Origin of the sequence: Pseudomonas sp. NFX224 (assembly GCF_048565165.1) — a bacterium.
In the GTDB taxonomy this organism is placed as follows: domain Bacteria; phylum Pseudomonadota; class Gammaproteobacteria; order Pseudomonadales; family Pseudomonadaceae; genus Aquipseudomonas.
In genome coordinates, this window is record NZ_CP183416.1 from 3998592 (window position 1) to 4024793 (window position 26202).

21 protein-coding genes, 1 tRNA gene and 3 pseudogenes are annotated in these 26202 nt (G+C 60.3%); 11 read left to right on the forward strand and 14 right to left on the reverse strand.

The annotated features are described in order from the left end of the window. Positions 1 to 8: 8 nt before the first annotated feature. Genes mksF through mksB form a run of 3 tightly spaced genes read right to left on the reverse strand, consistent with a single transcriptional unit; the run spans position 9 to position 4814 of the window. Entirely contained in the window at positions 9 to 2849 is a 2841-nt protein-coding gene (gene mksF, locus ACNYC6_RS18170) for an Mks condensin complex protein MksF (protein WP_419708560.1), read from the reverse strand. After that, positions 2846 to 3547, reverse strand: coding sequence for an Mks condensin complex protein MksE (mksE, locus tag ACNYC6_RS18175; protein ID WP_419708561.1), 702 nt, complete (start codon positions 3545 to 3547; stop codon positions 2846 to 2848). Before mksE ends, mksF begins: the two co-directional genes overlap by 4 nt. Then, on the reverse strand, positions 3537 to 4814 hold the full coding sequence (mksB, locus tag ACNYC6_RS18180) for an Mks condensin complex protein MksB (RefSeq protein ID WP_419708562.1): 1278 nt from the start codon (positions 4812 to 4814) through the stop codon (positions 3537 to 3539). The genes mksE and mksB overlap by 11 nt, the downstream gene beginning before the upstream one ends. A gap of 207 nt (positions 4815 to 5021) precedes the next feature. On the opposite strand from mksB, the gene ACNYC6_RS18185 reads away from it, so the two are divergent. Then, positions 5022 to 5768, forward strand: a complete 747-nt coding sequence (locus tag ACNYC6_RS18185) for an energy transducer TonB (RefSeq protein WP_419712977.1) — start codon at positions 5022 to 5024, stop codon at positions 5766 to 5768. After that, the gene (rimI, locus tag ACNYC6_RS18190) at positions 5761 to 6213 is read left to right on the forward strand and encodes a ribosomal protein S18-alanine N-acetyltransferase (protein ID WP_419708563.1); all 453 of its coding nucleotides are present in this window, start codon (positions 5761 to 5763) and stop codon (positions 6211 to 6213) included. The genes ACNYC6_RS18185 and rimI overlap by 8 nt, the downstream gene beginning before the upstream one ends. 125 nt (positions 6214 to 6338) lie before the next feature. Here the strand turns inward: rimI and ACNYC6_RS18195 are convergent, their stop codons facing one another. Then, a complete protein-coding gene (locus tag ACNYC6_RS18195) occupies positions 6339 to 6743 on the reverse strand; it encodes a serine kinase/phosphatase (RefSeq protein WP_419708564.1) in 405 nt (134 codons plus the stop codon). A 170-nt stretch (positions 6744 to 6913) separates the two neighbouring features. Here ACNYC6_RS18195 and can point away from each other — a divergent pair, with 170 nt between their 5' ends. Then, positions 6914 to 7558, forward strand: a complete 645-nt coding sequence (gene can / locus ACNYC6_RS18200) for a carbonate dehydratase (protein ID WP_085723977.1) — start codon at positions 6914 to 6916, stop codon at positions 7556 to 7558. Positions 7559 to 7564: 6 nt separating this feature from the next. Here the strand turns inward: can and ACNYC6_RS18205 are convergent, their stop codons facing one another. The 3 genes from ACNYC6_RS18205 to ACNYC6_RS18215 all read right to left on the reverse strand — a co-directional run bounded on the left by ACNYC6_RS18205 (position 7565) and on the right by ACNYC6_RS18215 (position 10918). After that, a complete protein-coding gene (locus tag ACNYC6_RS18205) occupies positions 7565 to 8086 on the reverse strand; it encodes an SET domain-containing protein-lysine N-methyltransferase (RefSeq protein WP_419708565.1) in 522 nt (173 codons plus the stop codon). Positions 8087 to 8231: 145 nt separating this feature from the next. After that, the gene (locus ACNYC6_RS18210) at positions 8232 to 9404 is read right to left on the reverse strand and encodes a hypothetical protein (RefSeq protein WP_419708566.1); all 1173 of its coding nucleotides are present in this window, start codon (positions 9402 to 9404) and stop codon (positions 8232 to 8234) included. Positions 9405 to 9499: 95 nt separating this feature from the next. After that, on the reverse strand, positions 9500 to 10918 hold the full coding sequence (locus ACNYC6_RS18215; RefSeq protein WP_419708567.1) for a short-chain fatty acid transporter: 1419 nt from the start codon (positions 10916 to 10918) through the stop codon (positions 9500 to 9502). 200 nt (positions 10919 to 11118) lie between these two features. Here ACNYC6_RS18215 and ACNYC6_RS18220 point away from each other — a divergent pair, with 200 nt between their 5' ends. The 4 genes and pseudogenes from ACNYC6_RS18220 (at position 11119) to ACNYC6_RS18235 (ending at position 14588) form a co-directional block, all read left to right on the forward strand. Next, the gene (locus ACNYC6_RS18220) at positions 11119 to 12459 is read left to right on the forward strand and encodes an MFS transporter (protein ID WP_419708568.1); all 1341 of its coding nucleotides are present in this window, start codon (positions 11119 to 11121) and stop codon (positions 12457 to 12459) included. Positions 12460 to 12651: 192 nt separating this feature from the next. Next, positions 12652 to 13290 (forward strand): annotated as a pseudogene (locus ACNYC6_RS18225) (PAS domain-containing protein); the annotation flags it as partial. Between the two features lie 150 nt (positions 13291 to 13440). Beyond that, positions 13441 to 13878: pseudogene (locus tag ACNYC6_RS18230) on the forward strand (methyl-accepting chemotaxis protein); the annotation flags it as partial. A gap of 110 nt (positions 13879 to 13988) precedes the next feature. Next, on the forward strand, positions 13989 to 14588 hold the full coding sequence (locus ACNYC6_RS18235; RefSeq protein ID WP_419708569.1) for a flavin reductase family protein: 600 nt from the start codon (positions 13989 to 13991) through the stop codon (positions 14586 to 14588). 11 nt (positions 14589 to 14599) lie between these two features. On the opposite strand, the gene ACNYC6_RS18240 is transcribed toward ACNYC6_RS18235, so the two are convergent. Together ACNYC6_RS18240 and ACNYC6_RS18245 are read right to left on the reverse strand one after the other, a co-directional pair. After that, a complete protein-coding gene (locus ACNYC6_RS18240) occupies positions 14600 to 14968 on the reverse strand; it encodes a cupin domain-containing protein (RefSeq protein WP_419708570.1) in 369 nt (122 codons plus the stop codon). 76 nt (positions 14969 to 15044) lie between these two features. Continuing rightward, positions 15045 to 15854: an AraC family transcriptional regulator gene (locus ACNYC6_RS18245; protein ID WP_419708571.1), complete on the reverse strand. Its 810-nt coding sequence runs from the start codon at positions 15852 to 15854 to the stop codon at positions 15045 to 15047. A gap of 144 nt (positions 15855 to 15998) precedes the next feature. Between ACNYC6_RS18245 and ACNYC6_RS18250 the strand changes: the two are divergent. Both ACNYC6_RS18250 and ddlA read left to right on the forward strand, forming a co-directional pair. Further along, positions 15999 to 16082, forward strand: a pseudogene (locus tag ACNYC6_RS18250) (lysine transporter LysE); the annotation flags it as partial. 10 nt (positions 16083 to 16092) lie between these two features. Then, on the forward strand, positions 16093 to 17187 hold the full coding sequence (gene ddlA / locus ACNYC6_RS18255; RefSeq protein WP_419708572.1) for a D-alanine--D-alanine ligase: 1095 nt from the start codon (positions 16093 to 16095) through the stop codon (positions 17185 to 17187). Between the two features lie 107 nt (positions 17188 to 17294). On the opposite strand, the gene ggt is transcribed toward ddlA, so the two are convergent. Next, complete coding sequence (gene ggt / locus ACNYC6_RS18260) at positions 17295 to 19127, reverse strand: gamma-glutamyltransferase (protein WP_419708573.1); 1833 nt, start codon at positions 19125 to 19127, stop codon at positions 17295 to 17297. 166 nt (positions 19128 to 19293) lie between these two features. On the opposite strand from ggt, the gene ACNYC6_RS18265 reads away from it, so the two are divergent. Continuing rightward, complete coding sequence (locus ACNYC6_RS18265; protein WP_419708574.1) at positions 19294 to 20403, forward strand: DUF2817 domain-containing protein; 1110 nt, start codon at positions 19294 to 19296, stop codon at positions 20401 to 20403. Positions 20404 to 20502: 99 nt separating this feature from the next. Here the strand turns inward: ACNYC6_RS18265 and ACNYC6_RS18270 are convergent. Further along, positions 20503 to 20579: transfer RNA gene (locus ACNYC6_RS18270), tRNA-Met, on the reverse strand. A gap of 116 nt (positions 20580 to 20695) precedes the next feature. Beyond that, the gene (locus ACNYC6_RS18275) at positions 20696 to 22753 is read right to left on the reverse strand and encodes a methyl-accepting chemotaxis protein (RefSeq protein ID WP_419708575.1); all 2058 of its coding nucleotides are present in this window, start codon (positions 22751 to 22753) and stop codon (positions 20696 to 20698) included. Between the two features lie 331 nt (positions 22754 to 23084). Between ACNYC6_RS18275 and ACNYC6_RS18280 the strand changes: the two genes are divergently transcribed. Beyond that, entirely contained in the window at positions 23085 to 24302 is a 1218-nt protein-coding gene (locus ACNYC6_RS18280) for an MFS transporter (RefSeq protein ID WP_419708576.1), read from the forward strand. A gap of 98 nt (positions 24303 to 24400) precedes the next feature. Here the strand turns inward: ACNYC6_RS18280 and ychF are convergent, their stop codons facing one another. Beyond that, positions 24401 to 25501 carry a redox-regulated ATPase YchF gene (ychF, locus tag ACNYC6_RS18285; protein ID WP_419708577.1) on the reverse strand — a complete coding sequence of 367 codons (1101 nt, stop codon included), beginning with the start codon at positions 25499 to 25501 and terminating at the stop codon, positions 24401 to 24403. A 22-nt stretch (positions 25502 to 25523) separates the two neighbouring features. Next, complete coding sequence (pth, locus tag ACNYC6_RS18290) at positions 25524 to 26108, reverse strand: aminoacyl-tRNA hydrolase (RefSeq protein WP_008037207.1); 585 nt, start codon at positions 26106 to 26108, stop codon at positions 25524 to 25526. Between the last annotated feature and the right edge of the window lie 94 nt (positions 26109 to 26202).

Consider the following 26202-nt stretch of genomic DNA (forward strand, 5'->3'; position numbering starts at 1 on the left):
AAACCGAATCAAACCGCATCCAGCTCCGGTTCATCCGCCTGTTCGTTGACTGTCGCCTTCACCTGATCGTGACGGCGGATGTACTTCCAGTCCGCCTCGTCGATGTAGATGCCGGCCGGGCCGCTGCCACCTTCCAGGTCGATGGCGACACTGGCGCAGACTTGCGGCTTCACGCTCGCCAGGATCGGTACGAAGCCCAGTTGCAGGCTGGTTTCCAGCAGTGCGGCCTGGTTCTTTTCATCGATGTCCGCCGCTTCGTCGAGGTAGTACGGCAAGCGCACACGTCCGGCCAGATCGCGGTCCATCAAGTGCAGCAACAAGTACATGTTGGTCAGCGCCTTGATGGTCATGGTGGTGCCGTTGGAGGCAGCGCCGTCGATGTCGGTGTGGATCACCGGTTGACCGTTGACCTTGGTGATCTCGAACGCCAGTTCAAATAGATCCTTGAGGCCGAGCTGGTTGTGGTTCGCCGCTACCAGGCGCGCCAGGTATTCCTTGGCCTCTTCGTTCTTGTTGTCCTGCTCGGCACTTTGGCTCAGGTCGAACACCGACAGGGTTTCGCCTTCTTCGTATTGACCGGCGCTGTGGATGATCTGGTCGATGTGCTTGAGCGCTTCCTTATTCGGCGCGAGCACGATGCGGAAGCTTTGCAGGTTGGAGACCTGACGCTTGTTGATCTCGCGGTTGAACAGCGCCAACTGGTGTTCGAGGCTGTCATAGTCGCTACGGATGTTGCGCAGGGTCCGGGCAATGTCGGTCACGGCTGCACGACGAGCCTTGCCCAGTGTCAGTGCTTCATCGGTACGGTGCGCGTAGGCGTTGATCAGCAGCGACAGGCGGCGCTCCATGTCGTCTTCGCTGTCGAACTTGGCCACACCCTTGAGGCGGACCTGCGCATACAGCGCCTCGATCTGGCCATCGGCGCGCAGCAAGCCCTGCCAGCTGTCCTGATAGTCGTTGAGCAGCGGCAGCAGGTTGTCCATCGAGTCGTCGATCGGGTCCATGAACGGCGTGCCGAATGGCAAGTCTGCCGGCAACAACTGCCGACGGCGCAAGGCATCGTCGAGGGTGCGTTGCTTGGCTTCCATGTCGCCGATCTGGCGGCCGACCAGTTGCAGCTTGGCCGACAGTTGTTGGACGCGTTCGGTGAAGGCATCGCTGGAGCGCTTAAGCTCATCCTGCGCGGCTTCCATCTGCGCCAGTTGTTCCAGTTTGTCGCCTTCTTCGGCGCTCAAGGTTTGCGCACGACGGAAGTCTTCCAGGGCTTTCTGTGCGTCCAGCACTTGCTGGTACAGCGCTTCGGTCTGGGTCTTGCTCGCGGCGCGGTCGGCGGCCACGGCTTGCTGGGTTTTCAGCTGCTTGAGTTCTTTGTCCAGACGCTCTTTCTGGTCGCGCAACGCGGCGCGGTCAGCCAGGGCTTGCAGAGCTGGCGGTTCGATGTGCGAGATGTCGATCGACAGGCCCGGCACTTCGAAACGTTCGCCTTTGAAACCATCGAGAATCAGCTCAACGGATTTCACCCAGTCGCCGTTTTCGTCGAGGGTGATGCCATGTTCGCCCAATGGCAGGCTGAACAGTGCGCTGTTGAACAGACGCATCAGGCGCTCGACGTCTTGCTGCGAGAACTCTTCGCGCAGACGGGCGTAACTGTTGTTGTCGGCATTGTCGAGTTGCTGCTTGACCGACTTCAGGCGTTTTTCCAGATCGCGCAGGCGTTCTTCCAGATCCTCGGCGCTGAACTGACGGGACTGTGCCAGCGCACCGGCCAATTCGTCGTGCGCATCCTTGGCGGCGAGCAGTTGCTGTTCCAGCACCTTGACGTCATCGACCAGGGCAAAGCGATGCTTGAGCACCGACAGTTCGCCGAGCCAGCGCTGGATGCCGGTGATTTCCCGCTCCAGACGCATCAGTTCCTGAGTGCCGCCGCGCTGATCGTTTTGCAGGGCGTCTTGTTCGTTGCGGTAGTGCTCGGCCTGAATAGTCAGCTCTTCCTTGCGCGCACTGGCGTAGTCCGACCACGTGCCCAGCAGCGAGTCGAGCAGCGGCGAAACCCGGTGCAGCTTGCCGCGCAGGATGTCGCGTTGTTTCACGCCGTTGGCCAAGGCTTCGACCAACGGGCCGGCGGCGACCAGCGAGTTGTAGTCCTGCTCCATGCGTCGTACATCACGGAACGCTTCTTCGCACGCGGCGATGTAATCAACGCTACCGGAACGCAAGCTGTGTTCGAACGCATCGAGGAACAATTGCTTGAGTTTGGCCGCCGTGATTTCGCGCATGTGCAGCAGGTTGATGAACAGCGCACGGAAGGTCTTCAGGCTCTGTTCACTGGTGGAGCGCAGCGGGATCAGCGTCAGGTCCAGCGGAATCGAGGTGTGACCACCGACCAGCAAGCGGCGCAGTTCGTCCGGCTTGAGTTCGTAGGCTTTCAGGCCTTCGCGCTCAAGGTTGGTGAACAGCTCTTTCTGGCGCAGGCAGGTGTCGTTCTTCTGGTAATGGGCCAGGTCCAGTTTGCCGGCATAGGCAAAGAACTGGTGACCGAAACCGCCGCCCGGGCCGCGCCCGACCACGCCGATCACATGCGGACCGTGGGGCAGGTTCACCTCCACCAATATGTAGCTGGTGTCCGAGGCGAAGTAGAAGCGCCGGGATTGTTCCAGGCTGTACTTGCCGAAACTCATGTCCGACATGCGTGCCAGGATCGGGAACTGCAAAGCGTTGATCGAGGCGGATTTACCGAGGTTGTTCGCGCCGTAGACCGACAGCGGTTCTTCCAGCGGGAACAGGCCAAGGCTGTAGCCGGCGGTGTTCAGAAGGGCAAAGCGGCGGATGCCGTAACGTTCCTTGCTCATGCGTCGAGCTCCTGTTCTTCGGCGATGGCGCGAGCCAGGGCGTCTTCTTCGCTTTCACCGTCGAATTCACTAAGGTCGAGCGGGTCGTCGGTCTGCAGCAGTTTTTCGTCGCTGTCTTCGTCGATCAGCACCGGCACTGGCAGCGGCAATACGCTGTGCAGGCTGGCGGCCAGATCACGGTCCTGCTGAACCGACAGGCAGACGTCGAGGAATCGGTGCATTGGCGGCAGGAAACGGTAGACGCCGTTTTCTTCACTGGCGAAACCGAGTTGGGTCATGCGGCGCATGATCTTTTCTTCGAGTTCATCCTGGGTCTGCACTTCGGCCTGGATGAACAGGTCGCGGTATTTCTCCAGCAACGACGGCAATTCATCCCGGCCAAGGCTGCCACCGTCGAGCACGGCGATCGGATCGCGCCCCTGATCGGCCAGGTGCTCGACGAGGATGAAGGTGAACAGGGCCAGACGCTGGGCAGTCTTGTTCACCGCTGCAGCCGCGAGGTCCGGCACGAAGTAGTAGAAGCCACGGGTGTCGCAGACCAGCTCAAAGCCCAGGGCCTTGAACAGCGTGCGGTACTGGTCCTGAAAGTTCGACAACTGAGCGTACAGCTCCGGATCGCGGCGGCTGACGTGGTAACCCTTGAACAGCTCGCGAAAGATCGGCGCCAGCTGGGACAGTTCGGATAGATCAAGATGCATGTGGGGTGCTCGCAGAATCCTCGACGGCGTCGCCGGCCGAGAGCAGGGCGAAGGAGCGCAGGCTGACCTGATGCTCGTGTGTGAAGTAGTCGCGACGTTCCAGGCGTTCGCGCTTGAAGCGCTTTTCCCGGGACAGGCGCGAGAACCAGTACAGCAATTCGTCAGTAGCGCCGTCCGGTTCCTGCTCCAGCAGCCAGGTCATCAGGTCCGGCATCGGCAGGGCATCTTCGCAACGTTCGAGCATTTCCCGAACCGTGCGAGGCGCGCGCGGGGCATCGCCACCCTTGTGGGTCTTGTGAGCCTTGGGGAATCGCGCCGGTTTCGGCTCGAAACGTGCCAGCGCATAAACGTAGGCTTCGACCTGACTGGCGCTGCCGAGGAACGTGCTTTGCGGGCGCGTGAACATCGGCATGGCCGCTTGCGGCACGGCGTCGATGCCCTTGCGGCGAATCATCGACAGGGCCAGCGCGGCGCCACGGGTCACGGCGTTGTGCCGGCGCGCTTCTTCACGCAGCGGCAGCAGCAGTTCGCGGGCGTGGCGCAGGGTCAACTGGGCGCTGGTCTGCATTTCGAGGATGCGCGCGTGGGTGCGCAGCAGCATGTCGTCATCGACCAGATGGCCAAGTCGCTGCTGCTCGCTGAGCATCTTCAGCAGGACGGTTTCGACCTTGCGCACGCCTTGTTCGAAGGCGCCGTCGGCGTTCACCAGATCAATCATCGGCTCGACGTATTCATCCCAGGTCGCCAGTACTTCAGCGTAGCGCTGACGCAGCGGAATCTGCCGGTCGCTGGTTTTCGCCCGTTCGGCGACGGCCACCAGCGCCTGTTCGTCGTTATCGAGTTTTTTCAGCACGTCCCGCACGCGCATGTCGAGCAGGCGCAGCTGGCGGGCGAGGTCATTGCCGTCGCGGATATCGAAGGCGTCCTGGATATAGCCGGCCAAGCGCTCAAGGTGGCGCAAGTAGGCTTCGATTTCCAGGCACAGGCCCAGACGGTGTTCACGGCGCAGATAGGCGAGGAAGTCGTGAATCTGCGCATTGAGCTCGAAACGGTTCGGGCTTTTCGCCACGGGAACCAGAATGTCGAGGCGAATCCACACGTCCAGCAGGCTGGTGATGTCCTGCGGCGTACTGTCGAGTTGCTGGGCGGCCAACTGTGAACGCAATTCGTTGAGGCTCAGGGTGCCTTGGTCGAAGTGCTCGCACAGTGGCTCCAGAAGTGCCCAGTGTTCAGCGAGGGCGCGCAAGACGCGCTTGGGTTCGATCATCGGAATGGCCGGCTGGTTGGCGATTAAAAGCCGCGATTGTACTGCATTGGACGCAATGCGATTCACTCTCGGGACGGACTGTTGGTTTTCTATCGATCAACTGCGGGCGATCTTGAGCGAAGGGCGGTAGAATCAGCGCACTATTAGTTATCCACAAGTGGCCGACCTTTGCTTATCGAGTCCCGTCGTCGCGCTTATTTGAACGCCATGCAGGTGGTCAACTGGCTGCCGCGCACCGAACTGCCCTTTGCTGCGCCGTCGCGGCCCGAGTTGCTGGAGATGCCCGAGCCGGTTGTCGTCGCGCCGGTCGCACCTGTTGCAGTGGCTGAAACGCCTGTGGCACCGGTAGTCAAACCCGCCGAGCGGTTGAAAATCGAAGTGCCACGGCCATCTTCGACCAGCACTCGCACCGTAGCGAAAGCGGTCGAGGAGGCCGAAGAGGCACCGATCGTCGCCAAAGCTGCGCCGATACCGCCGCCGCGTTTCGCCCTGCAATTGCTGCGCGCCGGGCGTTGCCTGCTGCTGGTGGAGTTACCCACAGGCGACACCTTCCAGACCCGTGATCCCGCTTATCTGTTGCTCAAGGACATGCTGCGCGCCGCCGGTCTGCCGGACAGCCCGCAGATTATCGGCGAGCCGGTGCGCTGGCCGCTGCTGGTGCGCGGCAACATGGACCAAGGGCCGGAAGCGGCCAGGGATTTCGTCCAGGGTTTTCTTTCGGCGAGGCTCGAAGACGCGCCGTGCGTCTGCCTCTGGCTGATTGGCTTGCCGGCGGTGCGTTTTGCCGGTGAGGCGGATGCCGAGTCCTACAACCGTGAACTGCAGGTCGAAGGCCTGGGTTCGGTCTGGGCCTTGCCGGGCCTGGAATTATTAATGGAAGAGCCACAGCGTAAGGCTGATGTCTGGCAAGCCATGCGTCGGCTGATGGCGCGCTGGAAAGAATCAAATGAGTGACGCTGTATCGTTCCGCTCGATGACCGAGGCGGACCTGGAAACTGTTCTCAAAATTGAGTACGCCGCCTACAGCCATCCGTGGACCCGCGGGATTTTTCTCGATGGGCTGGGCAAGTACCAGATCTGGCTGATGTTTGAAGGGCAGCAGCAGGTCGGCCATGGTGTGGTGCAGATCATCCTCGATGAAGCGCATTTGCTGAACATCACCGTCAAACCGGAAAACCAGGGCCGTGGCCTGGGGCTGACCTTGCTTGAGCATCTGATGTCGATTGCCTACAAGGCCGACGCCCGGGAGTGTTTCCTCGAAGTGCGCGATAGCAACACCGCAGCGTTTAAGTTGTATGAACGCTATGGGTTTAACGAAATTGGCCGGCGCCGGGATTACTACCCGGCGGTCGGTGGGCGCGAAGACGCGGTGGTGATGGCCTGTACTTTGGTGGATTGAAGCATCATTCATTGTGGCGAGGGAGCTTGCTCCCGCTGGGTCGCGAAGCGGCCCCCGAGAGCATTGGGGGAAGTGTTTTGCGACTGCTTCGCAGCCGAACGGGAGCAAGCTCCCTCGCCACAGGATCAATGTTTTTTGTCGAGAGGATCGCGCCGCGCCAACTCCGCCTCATCCAGACCATTGCCACCGCCAATGTCCTCTTCATCGACAATGCTCAAGTCCCAATCCGCGTGATTGTCGGCGCCGAAGTCATGCGCATCCAGGGCGCCGTCCTCACGGATCAGGGTTTCAGGACTCATGTCGTCATCGGTGGATTCGTGGTCACCGGTCGACGCACCCGTCATGCCGGCTTCGCGCACACGGTGGCGAGGCATCAGTTGCTCGCGCTCCTTGTCCGGCAGTTCGTCACCGATTTTGGCGCTGGGTTCTTCTTCATCGAAATCCAGCTCACGCATCGAGCCCATGCGGTCTTCGTTGTCATCGACGGGTTCCGGTTGTACCGCATCGTAAGGACGTCGTGAATCATTCATGGCAATTCCTCATACTGTAGGCCTTACTACGGTGGACCCATGGGACTACCGAGAATTCCACCGGCATGGAGCGCCATGAACCAGGCATCAGGAGAGCAACTGCATTTCGCGCGTGACCCCGACGGGCGGTTGTCTGTCAAAGCTGCGCATCATTCTTGAGGCTTCAAAGCATGAACGAATTACAAGATCTGATTGATAACAACGAGCGTTGGGCCGCTGCGATCAAGGAGGAAGATCCTGATTTCTTCGCCAAACTGGCTCGCCAGCAGACCCCCGAGTTCCTGTGGATCGGCTGTTCCGATGCGCGAGTGCCGGCCAACGAGATCGTCGGCATGTTGCCGGGCGATCTGTTCGTCCACCGTAACGTGGCCAACGTGGTGCTGCACACCGACCTTAACTGCCTGTCGGTGATTCAGTACGCCGTTGACGTACTCAAGGTCAAACACATCCTGGTCACCGGCCACTATGGCTGCGGCGGCGTGCGCGCCTCGATGCAGGATCGCCAGTTCGGCTTGATCGACGGCTGGCTGCGTTCGATTCGCGATCTTTATTACGAAAAGCGTGAAGAGCTGGCCAAGTTGCCGACCGAAGAAGAGCAGGTCGACCGCCTCTGCGAGCTCAACGTGATCCAGCAAGTGGCCAATGTCGGCCACACCAGCATCGTGCAAAACGCCTGGCATCGTGGGCAGAGCCTGTCGATCCATGGCTGCATCTACGGGATCAAGGACGGTCGCTGGAAAAGCCTGAATGCCACGATCAGTGGTTTCGAACAGTTGCCACCGCAGTACCGCCTGCGTCCCTTCGAGCCGCTGTAAAACCCTTCAGCTGAGGAGTTGCCGACGCCACTGTTGCAAAAACAGCTGGCCGTCGGCGTTCGGCGCCTCATCGTAGCCGGTGATCCAGACCCGACAGTTATGCGCGCCGCAGCGACAGGCAAACTGGCGCAGCAGTTTGTCCTCGGTGGCGGCGTAGTCCATCGTCAGCCTGTCGCCTTTGTGAATGTCCTTCAACGCCCATAACCACAGCTCACTCATGTCCAGATAGACATTCGGGTCGCAAGCGTGTTGCAGCAGCCCACAGAAACGCGGGTCGTAGACATGCACGCCGGGCGCCAGTTGCCGGGTGTGCCGGCAGCGATACGGCAGCAAATGTCCCGATATACGGCAGATTCGACTGATGCGAGGGAATTCGCGCAGCGCGACGGCGGCCACCGGTTTGCCTGCATCCTGCAGGATCTCGAAGTCGGTCAGGGAAGGAAATCCGAGCCGAAGGGGCAGCTCGGCAAAGGGATAAACGCCCGCGGATGGCGGCGCGAGGGACTTATGCAGTGCATTGGCTTTCATAACGATCCTTGTTTGCTCGGTGCTGCGACTTCCGTCCGCCGACGATCCTGTCAGCGCTGCAGCACGTGGGGTCAGCCCAAGCCTCTCGCAGATACAACGGGCGGTCTACTGTCATAACTGACAGAGTGGACCGCCGTTCATCGTTTTACAGTGCCGGAGCGGGTTTTGCAGCGGCGGGTGCTGGCGCCTTGAGTTGTTTGAGCTGGGTCTGGATCACCGCTGTCGAGCATTTGCCCGCGGCTTGTTGGGGCGTCAGGTTACGGATCGAGGTGTAGAACAGCTCGCAGGTTTTGTCTTTCTGCGCGACTTGCCAGGTTTGCGTGCAGGTTTTCAGCTCGACATCCGGATTAGTGTCCGTTTCGCGGCCCATCGCAGCCTGCCAGCACGATGCACTCAAATCCTGGCCCATGACTTTCAGGCCCGCCGCATCGGCCTTGGCCTGGGCATCACTGCCGGTATAGTTCGTCGGGTCGGCGGCATACCAGATGTAACTCGGGTGATTGGCGCCCAGCACGGGGACTTTCACGCCTTCGTTCGGGCTGATGTAGACCAGGCTCAACACATTCACTGTCGGCCCGTATTGCTCTTTGACCCAGTTACGCACCGGGGTGCCGAAAGCGACCATCGGCAGGGCTTCGCCGCTGGCGCTCAGGCTGACCTGCTTGACCATCGTGGTCTGGTAGTCCTTGAAGTAGCCATAGACGCCTTCGAGGTCCTTGCCGGCGTTGGACGGTGCGGCAATCGGGGCAATATCGATAATCGTCTGATAGCCCGGCGTCTGTTCGGCAGGGACGCCGTTGACCGTCAGCAATGTGGCCCAGCGATCCGTGGTGGCAGACTTCAGGTAATCCTGAGCCTGGGTCAACGAATAGTCAGGCGGGAAGTGCAGCAGTTCGACGCTTCTGCGATTCTCCAGCGCCATGCCCAGCGGCAGGAACAGATACCAGCTGTAGGCCCACTTGCCGTCGGCATTGAGTTTGCTCGCGCCGTTGTAGGCCAGGTCACCGGCGTCGAGCAGTGCGGCCAAAGGTTTTTCATAGGTCTTGGGTACGCCAATGATTTCGGCGAAGAGTTGGTTGTTATCGGTTTTGACCAGCACCTTCGCATCGCTGTAGCCATCGCGTTGCACGCTCTGAGTCAGGTAATGCTCGACGGTTTGCTCAAGCGTCCAGTTGCGAAAGCAGATGACGTTGCAGTTGTTGGGATAGGCGAAGAGGCGGGTAACGCGTTCGATATTGCCCAGCTTCAGATTGATATCCGCGTGGGCAGTGGTACTCAGAGCGAGGGCGGCGAGGGTGAGTCCTGCGAGTTTTAGCATGCTCAGATCCTTTTCAGCGTGTATGTCACCCCATACTGAAACAGACCGGCCAGAACAAAAAGAGGGGCCGAAAGAAATATCGGCCCCTTTTGTTGTTACGGCATGACCGGCGGCGTATAGGCCAGCGTCGTCCCCAGCGCCCACAGCAACACCAGCACCAGCGGCGTGTGCACCAGCAGTTGCACGAACGAGAAGCCGATCAAGTCCCGCGCCTTCAACCCCAGCACACCCAGCAGCGGCAGCATGTAGAACGGGTTGATCAGGTTGGGCAGGGCTTCAGCGGCGTTGTAGATCTGCACGGCCCAGCCCAGGTGGTAGTTCAGGTCGTTGGCCACTTGCATCACATACGGCGCTTCGATGATCCACTTGCCGCCGCCGGACGGGATGAAGAACCCGAGAATCGCCGAGTAAACGCCCATCAGCAGCGCATAGGTGTCATGGGACGCAATGCTGACGAAGAACGTCGAGATGTGGTGAGCCAGGGTTTGCGCGTCGGCGCCTTTGACGGTGGTCATCAACGCAGCGATCGAGCCGTAAAGCGGGAACTGGATCAGCACGCCGGTGGTGGTCGGCACCGCACGGGACACGGCATCGAGGAAGCTGCGCGGGCGCCAGTGCAGCAGGGCGCCGAGCATGATGAACAGGAAGTTGTAGGTGTTCAGGCCAGAAATCGCACTGATCGCCGGTTTGGTCGAAAACTCATGGAACAACCACCCAGCCGCCAGCAATACCAGCAGGATGGTCAGTAGGGGGCTGTGTTCCAGCCATTCGCCGGGACGGGTGCGTGGTGACAGCGGTGGCAGGTTAAAGGCCGGATCGACGCCGCAGGCCTTGGCATCACGCGCCGAGTTCGGCCCTGGTGCGGTGGCGTAGGCAATGATCAGCGAAATGATGATCAGCGCCAACAACATCACGCCGGACTGCCATAGAAAGATGGTCTGGGTGAAAGGAATCACCCCGGTGATCGACAGAATCGACGGCGGGAGGCTGGCCGGGTTGGCCTGCAATTGGGCCGCGGACGACGACAGGCCCAGGGCCCATACCGCGCCAAGCCCGAGGTACGCCGCAGCGCCAGCGGCGCGGTAATCCATTTTCAGATCGGTCCGACGGGCGAGGGCGCGCACCAGCAAACCGCCGAAAACCAGCGACAAGCCCCAGTTCAGCAGCGACGCGACCATGGAAATCAGCGCCACCCAGGCCACGGCGGAGCGGCCGTTTTTCGGGATCTTCGCCAGACGATCAATCAACTTCACCGCTGGAGGTGAGCTGGCGACTACATAACCACCGATCACCACGAACGCCATCTGCATGGTGAAAGGGATCAAGCTCCAGAAACCATCACCGAAGGCCATGGCGGCGTCAGTGGGTTTGGCGCCCATGGCCATGGTCGCCACGGCCACGATAATCACCGCAAGGGCGGCGAACACCCAGGAGTCGGGAAACCAGCGTTCGGCAAAGCTTGAGCAGCGCAGGGCAAAGCGGGCGGAGCGGCTATCTTCGATATCAGCGGCCACGGGAGTACCTCGGATTTTTATGTTTGTTGTGGTCTTCGGGGCGGCGGGGGCCCGTCTGGACAGACGCCAACATTAATTCAATCACCGGTTTTTTGCGGGGCTGTTTTGTGGCTATGGGACTTTGGTCTAACGGGTTGTCCGCCGACGCGTTTGCGTAGACCATGGGCGCCTTGGTTTTTGCCTGTGCCAGAGTTCTTTTCATGACTGCCAATACCGATTCGCGCCCGACGCCATTCAGCCGCTCGGACTACAAAACCCTGGGGCTCGCCGCCCTCGGCGGAGCGCTGGAAATCTACGATTTCATCATCTTCGTGTTTTTCGCGCTGACCTTGAGCCAACTGTTCTTCCCGCCGGAAATGCCCGAGTGGCTGCGCTTGCTGCAAAGCTTCGGCATCTTCGTCACCGGTTACCTGGCGCGGCCACTGGGCGGCATCCTGATGGCGCATTTCGCCGACCGATTGGGGCGTAAACGAGTGTTCAGCCTGAGCATCCTGATGATGGCGCTGCCGTGCCTGCTGATCGGACTCATGCCGACCTACGCGCAGATCGGCTATTTCGCACCGCTATTACTGTTGCTTCTGCGAGTTCTGCAAGGCGCGGCGGTCGGCGGTGAAGTGCCGAGTGCCTGGGTATTCGTGGCCGAGCACGCGCCGGCCGGCCATCGCGGTTATGCCTTGGGTTTTTTGCAAGCGGGACTGACCTTCGGCTATCTGCTGGGCGCCTTGACGGCGACGTTCCTGGCGCAGGCCTTCACCCCGGCGGAAATCCTTGATTACGCCTGGCGTTATCCGTTCTTGCTGGGTGGTGTATTCGGTGTGATCGGCGTCTGGCTGCGTCGCTGGCTCAGCGAAACCCCGGTGTTCATGGCCATGCAGGCCCAGCGCGAGGAAGCCGTCGAACTGCCGTTGCGCGCGGTCCTGCGTGAACATCGACTGGCGATGCTGCCAGCAATGATCCTCACCTGTGTGCTGACGTCGGCAGTGGTGGTGTTCGTGGTCATCACCCCGACCATGATGCAGAAAACCTTCGGCATGACCGCCAGCCACACGTTCGCCCTCAGCGCATTGGGCATCGTATTTCTGAACATTGGCTGCGTGCTTGCCGGGCTGCTGGTCGACCGCATCGGTGCCTGGCGTACTGTCATGCTCTATAGCCTGCTGCTGCCGCTGGGCATTGGCGTGCTCTATGCCTGTTTGATCAGCGGCGGTCACTGGATCGGTCTGGCCTATGCGGTGGCCGGGCTTACCTGCGGCGTTGTGGGTGCGGTGCCGTCGGTGATGGTCAGCCTGTTCCCGGCGCGGATTCGCGTTTCCGGTATTTCCTTTACCTACAACATTGCCTACGCCGCCTGGGCGAGTATCACACCGTTGCTGTTGATCGGTCTGATGCCGTGGAGCCCGTGGATCTGCGTGATTTTTTGTGCGGTGATGGGCGCGGTGGGCGTGGGCAGCGCGGCGTACTTCGGCGCGCGGATGCCGAGAGTGGTCAGTTGTTCGGCCGCTGGTGCCCTGTCAGTGAAAGGGGCGCCTGGCACGGTGTAACTATTTTTGTAGGACAAAGCTGAAACGCTCTTCAGAAAAGAACCAAAAGGCCGATGGATAGGCTGCATATCGCTTTCTATCCCAGTCCATCGGTGCGTCCCCATGTTCAATAAACGCTTGAAGCAGGAGCTGTCGGCTCTTCGCGAAGAACTCTCCAGCCTTCAGCAAGTGAAGGAAAGTCTGGAAAGCGAGATGCTGGTGCTGACCCTTGATGCGAATGGACGGGTTGAATCGGTCAACCAGAACTTCCTCGGCGAGATGCACTACAAGAGCAATGAGCTGGTCGGCCGGAGCATCGACGAGATTGTCCCGGCTCACGTGAAAAACGATGAATTCCAGCGACGTTTCAATACGGCGCTGACCCGCGGCGAGCACTTCGCCGGCACCGTGCGTTTGTTGCGCGGAACCGGTCAGGAAGCGTGGTTGCGCTCCATCGTTCAACCGGTGCGTTCGGCCGACGGGCGGATCAGGCATTTCTCGATCTACTCCAGCGACCTGACCCGCACTATCGAGGCCTCCCGCGAACATGAAAACCTGATCGGCGCGTTGGTGCGTTCGACGGCGGTGATCGAGTTCGACCTCAATGGCAATGTGCTGACAGCCAATGATCGTTTTCTTTCCGGCATGGGTTACAGCCTGGCGCAGATCAAAGGCAAGCATCACCGCACGTTCTGCCTGCCGGAAGACTACAACAGCGCCGAATACCAGAACTTCTGGCGCCGCCTGAATGCGGGGGAGTATGTGGCCGATCGTTTCAGGCGCATCGACAGTCATGGTCGTACAGTTTGGCTGGAGGCGTCCTACAACCCGGTGGTCGATGCCAACAACAAGCTCTACAAAGTGGTGAAGTTCGCCACGGTGATTACCGATCAGGTCAATCAGGAACAAGCCGTCGCCGAAGCGGCCAACATCGCTTACAGCACGTCCCAGCAAACCGACCAAAGTGCCCAGCGTGGCAATGCCGTGGTGACCCAGGCCGTGGATGTGATGCGCGACCTCGCCAAGCACATGCAAACCGCCGGCGACGGTATCGAAGCGCTGAACGAGCAGTCGCTGGTGATTGGCACCATCGTCAAGACCATCAGCGGCATTGCCGAACAAACCAACCTGCTGGCGCTCAACGCCGCCATCGAAGCGGCCCGTGCCGGTGAACAGGGGCGAGGGTTTGCGGTGGTAGCGGACGAGGTTCGGCAACTGGCCTCGCGCACCAGCCAGGCTACCGATGAGATCGTGCTCGTAGTGCGTCAGAACCAGGACATGGCCCGCAACGCCGTGGCTCTGATGACCGACGGCAAGATTCAGGCGGAGCAGGGGCTGGCGCTGGCGGCGGAAGCAGGGACGGTGATCGTCGAGATCCAGGACGGTGCGCAGAAAGTGGTGAACGCAGTGGGGCAGTTTGCCAATCAGTTGTCGTCATAAGATTTGCGCGTTGTGACGTAAAACGAAAAGATCGCTTCGGCGATCTTTTCATTTCAGTGACTTTTATCTCGCTACAATCGACTCCTTTTCCCCCCAAGGAGCAAACATCCATGAGCGCTTCCCATCGCCGCCCGGTCCCTTTGCCCAAGGCTTATCGTTTGCTCAATCACGGGCCGACCGTGCTGGTCAGCGCCGCCCATGACGGCGAGCGCAACATCATGGCGGCGGCCTGGGCCATGCCCCTGGATTTCGAACCGCCGAAAATCGCCGTGGTCCTCGACAAGTCCACCTGGACCCGCCAATTGCTCGAAGCCTCGGGCACTTTCGTACTGAACGTGCCGTGCGCCGCGCAGGCCGATATCGTGCAGACCGTCGGTTCAACATCCGGCCTGGAACTGACCCGGGAACAGGGTCGTGACAAATTCCAGGTCTATGGCTTGCCAACCTTCGCGGCCGAGATGATCGACGCTCCAATGCTCGAAGGCTGCGTCGCCTGGCTGGAGTGCCGACTGATGCCGGAGCCGGGCAATCATCAACAATACGACCTGTTCCTCGCCGAAGTGATTGCCGCCCAGGCTGACGAACGCGTGTTCAGTGACGGGCGCTGGCACTTCGAAGGGCAAGAGGCATTGCGCACCTTGCACCATGTGGCTGGCGGGCATTTCTTGAAGATTGGTGATCCGGTAGACGGCAAGACCCTGGCGTTGTAAACACGCGGTGGTTACACCCAGACGTCATTCTGGGCGGTACGTTCGCCACCTTCGCTTCCGGTGTTGAATACGCCCTTGGGTTCGATCAGCAGGAGCCTCACCTCCTGCTCGGCGAATGGTTTGTGCTCGACCCCTTTGGGCACCACATACATTTCGCCGGTATTTACCAGCACGTGCCCGTCGCGAAAATCTATGCGCAACCGGCCTTCGAGGACGATGAAGGTTTCGTCGGTGTCGAGGTGGTCGTGCCAGATGAAATCCCCCAGCAACTTCACAACCTTGAACTGGTAGTCGTTCATTTCGGCGATGACCCTGGGTGACCAGTGCTCATCGATCCGGGTGATTTTTTCAGCGAAATTCAGGCTTTTGTAAGCGTTCATGGCGTGGCTCCTGTGGTTGCTTTTGAGTCCACGATAGCCAGCCTGTCGGTGCAGTTCTTGTACGATTGTGCATCGCTCAAGGGCGCTGTATTTTCATCCACCGTGCCGGCGACAGGCCGTAGGTCTTGCTGAAATGTCGGGTCATGTGGCTCTGGTCGGTGAAGCCCGCGATCAGCGCCGCACTGACCAGCGACTGTCCCTGAATGAGCAGTGAGCGGACCATGTCGAGACGGCGCATGGTCAGATATCGGTAAGGACTGGTGCCGAACAGCAGGCGAAAGTCCCGTGACAGGCTCCAGCGATCCCGTCCGCTGTGCTGCTCCAGTTCTTCCAGGGTCACGGTCCGATCCTGTGCGCTGTGCATGAATTCGCGCGCACGCTCTGCTGCCACGTAGTCGAAGCTGGAGCGCTTGACCGTCATGCCTCCAGCCCTGTTCAGGGCCTGTGCCAGATCGAACAGGGCGTCCTGCTCTTCCAGCGGTTCAAGGGGGCAATCGAGACTGCGTAGCAGAGTGGCCGTGGCGGCAAACAAGCGAGGGTCGCTGGATAGCCCGTTCTGGATGAATGGAAGGGGTTGGCCGCCAAGCATCTGCTGGATCAGCGCAGGTTCGATGTACATCATCCGGTACTTGAAACCGGCCTCGGTGCCAGCCTCGCCGTCGTGGACTTCGTCCGGATGCAGCACTATCGTCCCGCCGGGTAAGCTGTGACGCCAGCCACCGCGATACTGAAAACTCTGCACGCCTGCCAGCGTGTGACCGATGGCGTAAGTGTCGTGGCGGTGCAGGTCGTAGCCATGGCCCGCAAAAAACGCTTCGAAACGCTGCAGGCCACCCACATCCGGTGCGCGGTGGAACCAGTCATTGTGAGGCAGATGCCTGACCATGATTATCGTTGCCTTGAACTCGATACCGATTACGTTAACCCAGTGACCGATCCACTGTCTTCTCGGTTCGAGCAAGTAGAAAACCCACGGCAAATGCTGCACTGTGTTGCCCATCTTCCACATCGACTCAGGGTGACGGGGGCGTACAACCGCTCGCGCAAATGGCTGGACCGCTTTGCAGGGCGTTGCTACCTGCTGCTCGGTGCGCATCTGGTGGCCAATCGTTGAGGTGATTTGAATGAGCAAACTGCGTGTAGGGATTATTTTTGGTGGGCGTTCGGCCGAGCATGAAGTGTCGCTGCAATCGGCGAAAAACATCGTCGATGCGCTGGACCGTTCTCGTTTCGAACCGGTGCTGATCGGTATCGATAAACAAGGCCACTGGCACCTCAACGACCCGTCGAACTTCCTGCTGAACCAGGAAAATCCGGCGCTGATTGCACTCAATCAATCCAACCGCGAATTGGCGGTCGTGCCGGGCAAGGCCAGTCAGCAACTGGTGGAAACGTCTAGCCAGGAATTGCTGGGCCACGTCGATGTGATCTTCCCGATCGTCCACGGCACCCTCGGTGAAGACGGTTGCTTGCAAGGCCTGCTGCGCATGGCGGATTTGCCGTTCGTCGGCTCCGATGTGCTCGGTTCAGCTGTGTGCATGGACAAGGACATCAGCAAGCGTCTGCTGCGTGATGCCGGGCTGGCGGTCACACCGTTCGTGACCCTGACGCGCAATACCGCGGCGCGTACCGGGTTTGGCGACGTGGTGGGCAAACTTGGCTTGCCGCTGTTCGTCAAACCGGCGAATCAGGGCTCTTCCGTGGGCGTGAGCAAAGTGACCGATGAAGCCGGGTATGTGGCAGCGGTGGAGCTGGCCTTGGGCTTTGATGAGAAAGTGCTGATCGAGTCGGCGGTCAGCGGTCGCGAGATCGAATGTGCGGTGCTTGGCAACGACGATGCTATCGCCAGCGGTTGCGGCGAGATCGTGGTGCGCAGCGGGTTTTATTCCTACGACAGCAAGTACATCGATGACACGGCCGCGCAAGTGGTGGTCCCGGCCGATATCAGCGTCGAGGCCCGCGAGCGTATCCGGGCCATGGCAGTCGAGGCTTTTCATGTGCTGGGGTGTTCCGGGCTGGCGCGGGTCGACGTGTTCCTGACAGACAATGGTGAAGTGCTGATCAACGAAATCAACTCACTGCCCGGGTTCACCCGCATCAGCATGTACCCGAAACTGTGGCAGGCCGCAGGCATGACCTACAGTGAACTGGTCACGCGGCTGATCGAGCTGGCCGTGGAAAAACATCAGGCTCGACGGACGCTGAAAATCAGTCGTTGAGCGCGCTCAAGGCATCGCCCATCATTTTGGGTGTACCGGCCTGATTTCGATTCGACCGCAAAAAAGGGCTTACCTTCCGGTAGGCCCTTTTCGTATCTGCATGAACTTCAATCCCCCAGCGCTTCCCCCTCCCGCCGAGGATCGGCCCCGCCCGCCAGCGACGCATTCCCTTGCGCATCCTTGACCCGAATGATCGCCTGGGTGCCGCTGGTCATGTCGATCTCGCTCACACTGTGGCCTTTGTCCTTCAGCGCCTGGATCAGTGCCGGGCTGAACTGTCCGCGCTCCAGTTCGGTCGGGCCGTTGCGGCTGCCGAAGTTGGGCAGGTTGATGGCCGCTTGCGGATCGAGGTTCCAGTCGAGCAGGCCAATGGTGGATTTGGCCACGTATTCGATGATTTGCGAGCCGCCGGGAGAGCCGATGCTGGCGATGAATTCGCCGCTCTGGCGGTCGAAGATCAGCGTTGGGGCCATGGACGAGCGTGGGCGTTTGCCCGGTTCGACGCGGTTGGCGACTTTCTGCCCGTTCTCTTCGGGGATGAATGAGAAGTCGGTCATCTCGTTGTTGAGCAGGAAGCCCTGCACCATCACATGCGAGCCGAAGGCGGATTCGATGGTGGTGGTCATGGACACCGCGCCACCCTGGTCATCGACGGCTACGACTTGCGAGGTGGAAATGCGCAGCGGCGAGCGGTCCGGTGCGTAGGCAACCTGGATGCCCGGAGGCGTGCCCGGTTGGGCTGTGCCCATGCTGCGCTCACCGATCAAGGCGGCGCGGCTGGCCAGGTAAGTCGGGTCTACCAGGCCTTTGACCGGCACCGGCACAAAGTCGGTATCGGCCACGTATTGTGCGCGGTCGGCATAGGCCAGGCGCTCGGCTTCCGATATCAGGTGCACAGCCTCGGAAGTGGGTTCGATGCCGGCGGGGGCCTCGGTTTTGACCGGTTTCATCGGTGCCAGGGCCAAGCGCTTGTCGCGCGTCTCCAGGGCCTGCAGGGTGCCGAGGATCTGCGCCACGGCAATCCCGCCCGATGACGGCGGCGGCATACCGCACACCTTCCAGCGTTTGTAATCGGTACACAGGGGTGCGCGTTCCTTGGCGCTGTAGTGGGCGAGATCATTTAGCGACAGGCTCCCGGGGTTGGTGTGGGCCTGAACCTTGGCCACGATTTCCTGCGCGACAGGGCCTTTGTACAACGCGTCCGGTCCTTCCTTGGCAAGGCGTTGGAACAACGCGGCCAGCGCCGGATTCTTCAGCAGTGTGCCGCTGGCTTTCGGGCTGCCATAGGCATTCAGGAAGTAAGCCATCATCTCCGGCGAGCGAGACATGGACCTGTCCGAGGCGATCAACCCGTGCAGGCGTGGCGATATGATGAACCCCCGTTCGGCGAGTTTGATCGCCGGCTCGAACAGTTGCGCCCACGGCAGGCGTCCGTGTTTTTGATGAGCAAGCTCAAGGGCGCGCAACACGCCCGGTGTGCCCACCGAGCGACCACCAATCTGCGCTTGGGTGAATGGCATGGGTTGCCCGTCGGCTTCCAGGAAAAGCCTCTCGGTGGCGCCGGCCGGTGCCGTTTCGCGGCCGTCGTAGGTCCGCACTTTTTTACCGTCCCACAGCACGATCAATGCGCCACCGCCGATGCCCGACGATTGCGGTTCGACCAGCGTCAACACGGCTTGCATCGCAATCGCCGCATCGATGGCCGAACCGCCGCGACGCAGCATCTCGCGCCCGGCTTCGGCTGCCAGCGGGTTAGCGGCAGCCGCCATATGTTTCGTGGCATGTCGGGTCTGCAGGTCGGTGCGATAACCGGAAGCGCTTTCCGGTGCTGATGGCAACGTCGGGACCGAAGCGTTGTTGCAGGCGCCGAGGGTTAACGCAGCAACGATCAGCGCGATGCCTGACGCACGATGGCGGCTCAAGTGGAAGGCTGAGAACACGCGGGGCACTCCATCCGTGAGGTAAAGGTATCGAGGACTTTATCGGCCACCATGGAGTGACGCAAACCGGGTCCCACGACAAAGACGCTTTGGTCCTTCATCAACGGGCGGAATTTCTGTAGGGTCGTTGCCAACAGGCAAGCTAAAAGATCAACAAGAGGCAGACATGCAGACCGAGTTTCCGACCCAGCCCGGCTACCGCTCCCAGCGTGAACAATTCCTTGCGGCGGCGAAGGCGGCCGGGGCGACACTGACCGAGTATCCGCACCCGCTCAAAGGGCCGTTCGGCGAGTCCTTGGGCACTGATGTCGCGGTGCTTGGCGATCCGGGCGCCAAACGCCTGCTGATCGCGCTGAGCGGCACCCATGGCGTCGAGGGCTTCTATGGTTCGGGTTGTCAGAGCAAGTGGTTGCAGGAGTTGGGCAAGCGCACGCTGCCGACCGATGTTGCCGTGGTGATGATCCATGCCATCAACCCTTGGGGCATGGCGTGGTTGCGGCGGGTCAACGAAGACAATATCGACCTGAACCGCAATCATCTGAACTTCCAGCGTTCGTTGCCGGATAACCAGGCCTACAACGCGCTGCATGCCATCTATGCCTGTACGCAGTTGCGAGGTCCCGAGCGTGATCGCGCCGATGCCTTGCTCGATGAGCAGATTCAACAGCACGGCTGGCCGGCGGTCATGTCGATTGTCGAAGGCGGGCAACATGCTCACCCTGATGGACTGTTTTACGGCGGGCTGGCGCCGAGCTGGTCGAACCGCGCGCTGCACCAGATCATGCAAAAGCACGTGGCCCATGCCGACACCGCCATGTGCTTCGATTTGCACACCGGTGCCGGCGAGTATGGGCATCCGATGTTGCTGACCATCACCGAGTCCACCTATCCGGCGTTACCGGATGCGCAGGCGATCTATGGTCCCTGGTTGTACAGCTTGCAGACAGGCGCCGATACCGTGAGCGAAACCGGCGTAGCGGCGACGGCCACCGGCTACACCTCGCAGGCGTTGCTCGATGCCTTGCCGCTGGTGCGGTTGATGCCGTTTGTCATTGAGTGCGGGACATATCCGGGGCCGGATGTTCATCGGCATTTGCGCGATGACCATTGGCTGCATCTGCATGGCAATCCAGGTGATGCGAGAGGGCGCGAGATCAAGCTGAATCTGCTGGAGCAGTTCTATCCCGCCGACAGTGACTGGCAGGCGATGGTCTGGCTGCGGACCTGGCAGATCTGGGAGAGGGCGTTGTCGGCGTTGCCGACAGTTCGAATCTGATCGACGAGCGTCTGCGGTTCAGGGATTCCTGTAACCGCAGCGCACTTTTCTCGAGGCATAAAAAAACGGCCTACCTTTCGGTAAGCCGTTTTTAGTACTTGGTGGCTACACAGGGACTTGAACCCCGGACCCCAGCATTATGAATGCTATGCTCTAACCAACTGAGCTATGTAGCCAAGTGGCGCGCATTATTCACCGGTAATGCAGATGCGTCAAGCGTAAATCTAAAATATTTCTCTACACTTTCAACCGCTTATCCTCCAGAGCCGAAAAACCGGTCCGGAGGAGGGCATCAATTGAGCTGAAATCTGCCGGTATTGGCACTCAAGGCCTTGCTGCCCTGGCTCAAGGTGTCTGCCGCGAGGTTCACTGCCCGTGCACCTTCGAGCAAGCGAACCGCCGCCTGATCGACTTGCTGGATGTTGCCGCTGACTTCGTCGGCGGTGCTCGCCTGTTCGTCGACGGCCGTGGCGATCTGCGCCAGGGTATCGGTGACGCCCTGCACGGCACTGGCAATTTCTCCCAGGCGTTCACCGAGACCGGTGACGGCTTGCGCGTCGGATTGTGCCTGGCCGCACGCTGCTTCCATCAGGCTGACCGCTTCGTTCACCGTACTGCGCAGGCTGTCGACCGTGCCGGCGATCTGCGCGGTCGAGGACTGAGTGCGTTGCGACAGGCTGCGCACTTCGTCGGCCACCACCGCAAACCCGCGACCCTGTTCACCGGCACGGGCCGCCTCGATGGCGGCGTTGAGCGCCAGCAGGTTGGTCTGCTCGGCGACACCGCGAATGGTGTCGACCACCAGTTGGATCTGCTGTCCTTGTTCGCTGACGCGACCGAGGGCCGCGGCCGTGTCGTTCAAACGCTGGTTGAGCTGCTGGATGCTGGCTGTCGTGCGTTGGCTGTCACGGCTGCTGTCGGCAGCAATGCGCTGGGTGTGCTGAGCGCTGCCGGAGGCTCGTTCGCAGCTCTGGGCCACGCCCTGTGAGGTAGCCGCCAATTGCGTCGCCGCTGCAGCGATCTGACTGATCTGCAACTGCTGGGCTTCGACTTCGCCGAGGGCGTCGCTGGAGTGATGATTGAGGGTTTGCACCGCATTGCTCAGTTGCAGGGATTCGTGATCCACGCCGAGCAAACTGGTGCGTAGCTGTACCACGGCCACATTCAGGGCGGTGCTGATGGCTGCCAGCTCGTCCCGGCCTTGAACCGGCACTTGCAGGCTCAGGTTACCATCGCGCAGGGCTTCGGCCAGCAGGGTGATGCCGCTGGCGCTGCGGCGGATCGACGCCTGCAAACAGATGAACAGGTACAGCGCGGCCAGCAGCAGGCAACCGAACACGGTGGCCACCACGATGAACTGACGGATCGCGGAGTCATGGTAGTGATCCAGCCGCTGATCCAGTGACTCCAGCGATTGCTGGCGCAACGCGGCGAGGTTGGCGAGCAGGCCATCCAGGCTGCGCTCGAAGTCTTCTGGCTTGAGGTTGATGCTGCCGCCGAACACGCCGTCATCCAGGACCTTGAGGCCTGAATCGAGCTGCTTGAGGCTGTCATGGTATTGCCCGACCCAGGTTTGCAGGGCGCCTGGCAACCGCGCTTCGAGCAAGCCCGCGGTTTTCACCAACTGCTCCCTGGCATCGCCAATGCGGCTACGCAGATCACGCAATTGCAGGCGACTTTGCAAAGTGAACTGCCCGGACACGACCGAGGCCTGCCCGACCGCTGCGAGGCGGCCGACGCGCTCGATCAGGTCCGGAGCGTGCTGGGTGGAGATCTGGGTCAGCAAGTACGTTTCCAGCCAGGGCGCCAGTGTCAGGCGATTGTCCATGGCGATCTGTTCGCGCAACGCTTGCAGGGCAGTCAGGGCGTTGGTGAAGCGGTCGTAGCCATCCGGCCACCAACCGACGCTGCCCAGGCTTTTCGAGTCGAGGCCGTTGAGAGCGGTTTGCAGGGCTTGATAGCGGGCCAGGGTTTCATCCTTGGCTTCGTCTTTTTGCAGCGCTGTGCCGAGGTCTGAAGCGGCCTGGGCTACCGCGGGCTGGACGGCATCGAAGGCCGCCATGGCGGCGAGGGTAGCGGGTGTCGGTTGGCGATTGGTTTCGGTTGCACGCCAACGTGCGGCGCGATCGCGTTGGGCCGACAGAAGGTTATCCAGCGCATCGAGGGCAAGCAATTGACGAACCCCAGCTCGTTCGCCGGAGATCAGGTTCAATTTGTCGCGATAGTCCTGGCCGATCATCCACAAGCTACCGGCCAGCGGCAGAATGAATAGCAGAAACAACAGCTGGAATTTGCGGGCAAAGCCAAAACGCCCCAGCAGTCCGATCCCCGGTGATAAAAAAGCCTGCATGCCCCATGACTCCTATAGACACCACGCACCAATGGCGTGCATCGAGCTTCTCTCGAACCCGATTCGTGCCCTTTAAAAGGCCTCGAAAGTTCACCCTCGTCAGCTCTGTAGGCCGACTCTGTAGCGAAACTTCCCATTCTCGGTCCCCTTTGTAAGGGGGCCGCGTTGAAGCGGATAAGCAAGGCAAGATTCAGACCATGGCTTTGCGCTATCACGGTTTTGACGATGAAAATAGAGGTCGTTAGCAGGCTAAGGGGATGGCGTTCGCGCACCTAAAAATGGCACATTGGCGCACTTGTCGCTTGCACCCCTCTGTTGTATGGAAAACCCCATGGCTATCAGCAACACCCAGACCGGCTCAGTGCCGGCGTCGGCTACGCCTCAAAGCAGCCCATTGGTCATGCGCATCATCGGCGCGGTGGCGCTGGCGCATTTGATCAACGACCTGATTCAATCGGTGCTGCCGTCGATCTACCCGATGCTTAAGGCCAACTATGGCCTGACGTTTACTCAGGTCGGATTGATCACCCTGACGTTTCAGCTGACGGCTTCGCTGTTGCAGCCGTGGGTCGGTTATCACACCGACCGCCATCCCAAACCGTGGCTATTGCCGGCGGGCACTGTCTGCACGTTGGTCGGGATTGTGATGATGTCGGTGGTCGGCAGTTTCCCGATGATCCTGCTGGCGGCGGGGCTGATCGGCATCGGCTCCTCGACCTTTCACCCGGAAGCGTCTCGCGTGGCGCGCCTGGCCTCGGGTGGGCGCTTCGGGCTGGCGCAATCGACCTTTCAGGTCGGCGGCAACGCGGGCTCGGCCTTCGGCCCGTTGCTGGCGGCGGCGATCATCATTCCCTACGGCCAGGGAAATGTGGCGTGGTTCGGTTTGTTCGCGGTGTTTGCGTTGTTCGTGCTGTACCGGATCAGCCGCTGGTACGCCAATCACCTGAACCTGTTCAAGCTCAAGCAAGGCCAGGCCGCGACTCACGGTTTGTCCAAGGGGCGGGTGATCAGTGCGTTGGTGGTGCTCGGGTTGCTGGTGTTTTCCAAGTACTTTTACATGTCCAGCCTGACCAGTTACTTCACCTTCTACCTGATCGAGAAGTTCGACCTCTCGGTGGCCAGCTCGCAGTTGCATCTTTTCCTGTTTCTCGGCGCGGTGGCGGCGGGCACGTTCTTCGGCGGGCCGATCGGCGACAAGATTGGGCGTAAGGCGGTGATCTGGTTCTCTATCCTCGGTGTGGCACCGTTCACGCTGTTGTTGCCCCATGTTGATCTGTTCTGGACCAGCGTCCTCAGCGTGGTCATCGGCTTCATCCTGGCCTCGGCGTTTTCGGCAATCGTGGTGTACGCCCAGGAACTGGTGCCGGGCAATGTCGGAATGATCGCCGGGGTATTCTTCGGGTTGATGTTCGGCTTTGGTGGGATTGGCGCGGCGTTGCTGGGGCATCTGGCGGATATTCACGGGATTGAGTACGTGTACTTTCTGTGTTCGTTTTTGCCGTTGCTGGGTGTGCTGGCGATCTTCTTACCCCGTACGAAGAAGGCCTGATCCACCACAACTCCCACAGAGGGGTGGTGGTGTCACAGATAAAACATCAGGCACAAAAAAGCCGCGTATCAAACGCGGCTTTTTCTTGGGCGTGTGGCTTACACGTTGAAGCGGAAGTGCATCACGTCGCCGTCTTTGACGATGTATTCCTTGCCTTCCAGACGCCATTTACCGGCTTCCTTGGCACCGGCTTCACCCTTGTACTGGATGAAGTCGTTGTAGGCGATCACTTCGGCGCGGATGAAGCCTTTTTCGAAGTCGGTGTGGATCACGCCAGCGGCTTGTGGTGCGGTGGCACCGACGCGGACGGTCCAGGCGCGGACTTCTTCGACGCCGGCGGTGAAGTAGGTCTGCAGGTGCAGCATTTCGTAGCCGGCGCGGATCACGCGGTTCAGGCCAGGTTCTTCGAGGCCCAGGGCTTCGAGGAACATGTCTTTCTCTTCACCGTCATCCAGTTCGGCGATTTCCGCTTCGATCTTGTTACACACCGGAACAACGACAGCACCTTCTTCTTCGGCGATGGCCTTGACCACGTCCAGGTGCGGGTTGTTCTCGAAGCCGTCTTCAGCGACGTTGGCGATGTACATCACCGGCTTGGTGGTCAGCAGGTGGAAGCCCTTGATCACCGCCTTTTCGTCAGTGCTCATGTTCTTCATCAGGCTGCGTGCAGGCTTGCCTTCGGTGAAGTGGGCGATCAACTGCTCCAGCAGGCCTTTCTGGACCACTGCGTCCTTGTCACCGCCCTTGGCATTACGCGCGACTTTCTGCAGTTGCTTCTCGCAGCTGTCGAGGTCGGCGAAGATCAGTTCCAGGTCGATGATTTCGATGTCGCGTTTCGGGTCGACGCTGTTGGAGACGTGAATCACGTTCTCGTCTTCGAAGCAGCGGACCACGTGGGCGATGGCATCGGTTTCACGGATATTGGCCAGGAATTTGTTGCCCAGGCCTTCACCTTTCGACGCGCCGGCAACCAGGCCCGCGATGTCGACGAATTCCATGGTGGTCGGCAGGATGCGCTTTGGATTGACGATGGCTGCCAAGGCATCCAGACGCGGATCCGGCATCGGCACGATACCGCTGTTGGGTTCGATGGTGCAGAAGGGGAAGTTCTCGGCCGCGATACCGGATTTGGTCAGGGCGTTGAACAGGGTGGACTTGCCGACGTTAGGCAGGCCGACGATGCCGCAATTGAATCCCATGGTGTTTCCCCTCGGATAAGAGTCAGGCCTTCTGGCTGTGCAGGTTTTTCATCGCGCGGTTCCATTCCCCGGCGAGGATATCCGGCAGCACGCCGAGGGCAAAGTCGATGCTGGCATCGAGTTTTTCCTGTTCGGCGCGTGGCGCACGACCCAGGACGAAATTTGAAACCATACTGGCAACGCCCGGATGGCCAATGCCAAGCCGCAGGCGGTAGAACGTATTCTGATTGCCCAGTTGCGCAATGATGTCGCGCAACCCGTTGTGACCGCCATGGCCGCCGCCCTGCTTGAGCTTGGCAACGCCCGGAGGCAGATCGAGTTCGTCGTGCGCCACGAGGATTTCTTCAGGCTTGATGCGGAAGAAACCTGCAAGGGCCGCTACGGCCTGGCCGCTGCGGTTCATGTACGTGGTGGGAATCAGCAGACGAACATCCTGACCCTGATGCGAATAGCGCCCGGTCAGGCCGAAATATTTGCGATCGGCCACAAGGTTGACGCCTTGTGCGTTCGCGATGCGCTCAACAAAAAGGGCCCCTGCGTTATGCCGGGTCTGTTCGTATTCAGCGCCTGGATTTCCCAGGCCAACGATCAGTTTGATGGCAGTCACGATAGGGGCCCTTCCTTGGAGTGGTGGATAACATCGCCGCAATCAGGGAGAGCGGCGAAAGTGGACGAAAATTGCTCATTTACCATAGATGTAA

Coding starts and splice junctions, on each gene's coding strand:
- ACNYC6_RS18220 (WP_419708568.1), top strand. CDS start 11,119: ATGACTGCCAATACCGATTCGCGCCCGACGCCATTCAGCCGCTCGGAC.
- ACNYC6_RS18245 (WP_419708571.1), bottom strand. CDS start 15,854: ATGGTCAGGCATCTGCCTCACAATGACTGGTTCCACCGCGCACCGGAT.
- ACNYC6_RS18275 (WP_419708575.1), bottom strand. CDS start 22,753: ATGCAGGCTTTTTTATCACCGGGGATCGGACTGCTGGGGCGTTTTGGC.
- mksF (WP_419708560.1), bottom strand. CDS start 2,849: ATGAGCAAGGAACGTTACGGCATCCGCCGCTTTGCCCTTCTGAACACC.
- ACNYC6_RS18185 (WP_419712977.1), top strand. CDS start 5,022: ATGCAGGTGGTCAACTGGCTGCCGCGCACCGAACTGCCCTTTGCTGCG.
- ACNYC6_RS18205 (WP_419708565.1), bottom strand. CDS start 8,086: ATGAAAGCCAATGCACTGCATAAGTCCCTCGCGCCGCCATCCGCGGGC.
- ACNYC6_RS18210 (WP_419708566.1), bottom strand. CDS start 9,404: ATGCTAAAACTCGCAGGACTCACCCTCGCCGCCCTCGCTCTGAGTACC.
- rimI (WP_419708563.1), top strand. CDS start 5,761: ATGAGTGACGCTGTATCGTTCCGCTCGATGACCGAGGCGGACCTGGAA.
- ddlA (WP_419708572.1), top strand. CDS start 16,093: ATGAGCAAACTGCGTGTAGGGATTATTTTTGGTGGGCGTTCGGCCGAG.
- ACNYC6_RS18265 (WP_419708574.1), top strand. CDS start 19,294: ATGCAGACCGAGTTTCCGACCCAGCCCGGCTACCGCTCCCAGCGTGAA.
- mksB (WP_419708562.1), bottom strand. CDS start 4,814: ATGATCGAACCCAAGCGCGTCTTGCGCGCCCTCGCTGAACACTGGGCA.
- ACNYC6_RS18240 (WP_419708570.1), bottom strand. CDS start 14,968: ATGAACGCTTACAAAAGCCTGAATTTCGCTGAAAAAATCACCCGGATC.
- can (WP_085723977.1), top strand. CDS start 6,914: ATGAACGAATTACAAGATCTGATTGATAACAACGAGCGTTGGGCCGCT.
- ychF (WP_419708577.1), bottom strand. CDS start 25,501: ATGGGATTCAATTGCGGCATCGTCGGCCTGCCTAACGTCGGCAAGTCC.
- ACNYC6_RS18235 (WP_419708569.1), top strand. CDS start 13,989: ATGAGCGCTTCCCATCGCCGCCCGGTCCCTTTGCCCAAGGCTTATCGT.
- ACNYC6_RS18280 (WP_419708576.1), top strand. CDS start 23,085: ATGGCTATCAGCAACACCCAGACCGGCTCAGTGCCGGCGTCGGCTACG.
- ACNYC6_RS18195 (WP_419708564.1), bottom strand. CDS start 6,743: ATGAATGATTCACGACGTCCTTACGATGCGGTACAACCGGAACCCGTC.
- mksE (WP_419708561.1), bottom strand. CDS start 3,547: ATGCATCTTGATCTATCCGAACTGTCCCAGCTGGCGCCGATCTTTCGC.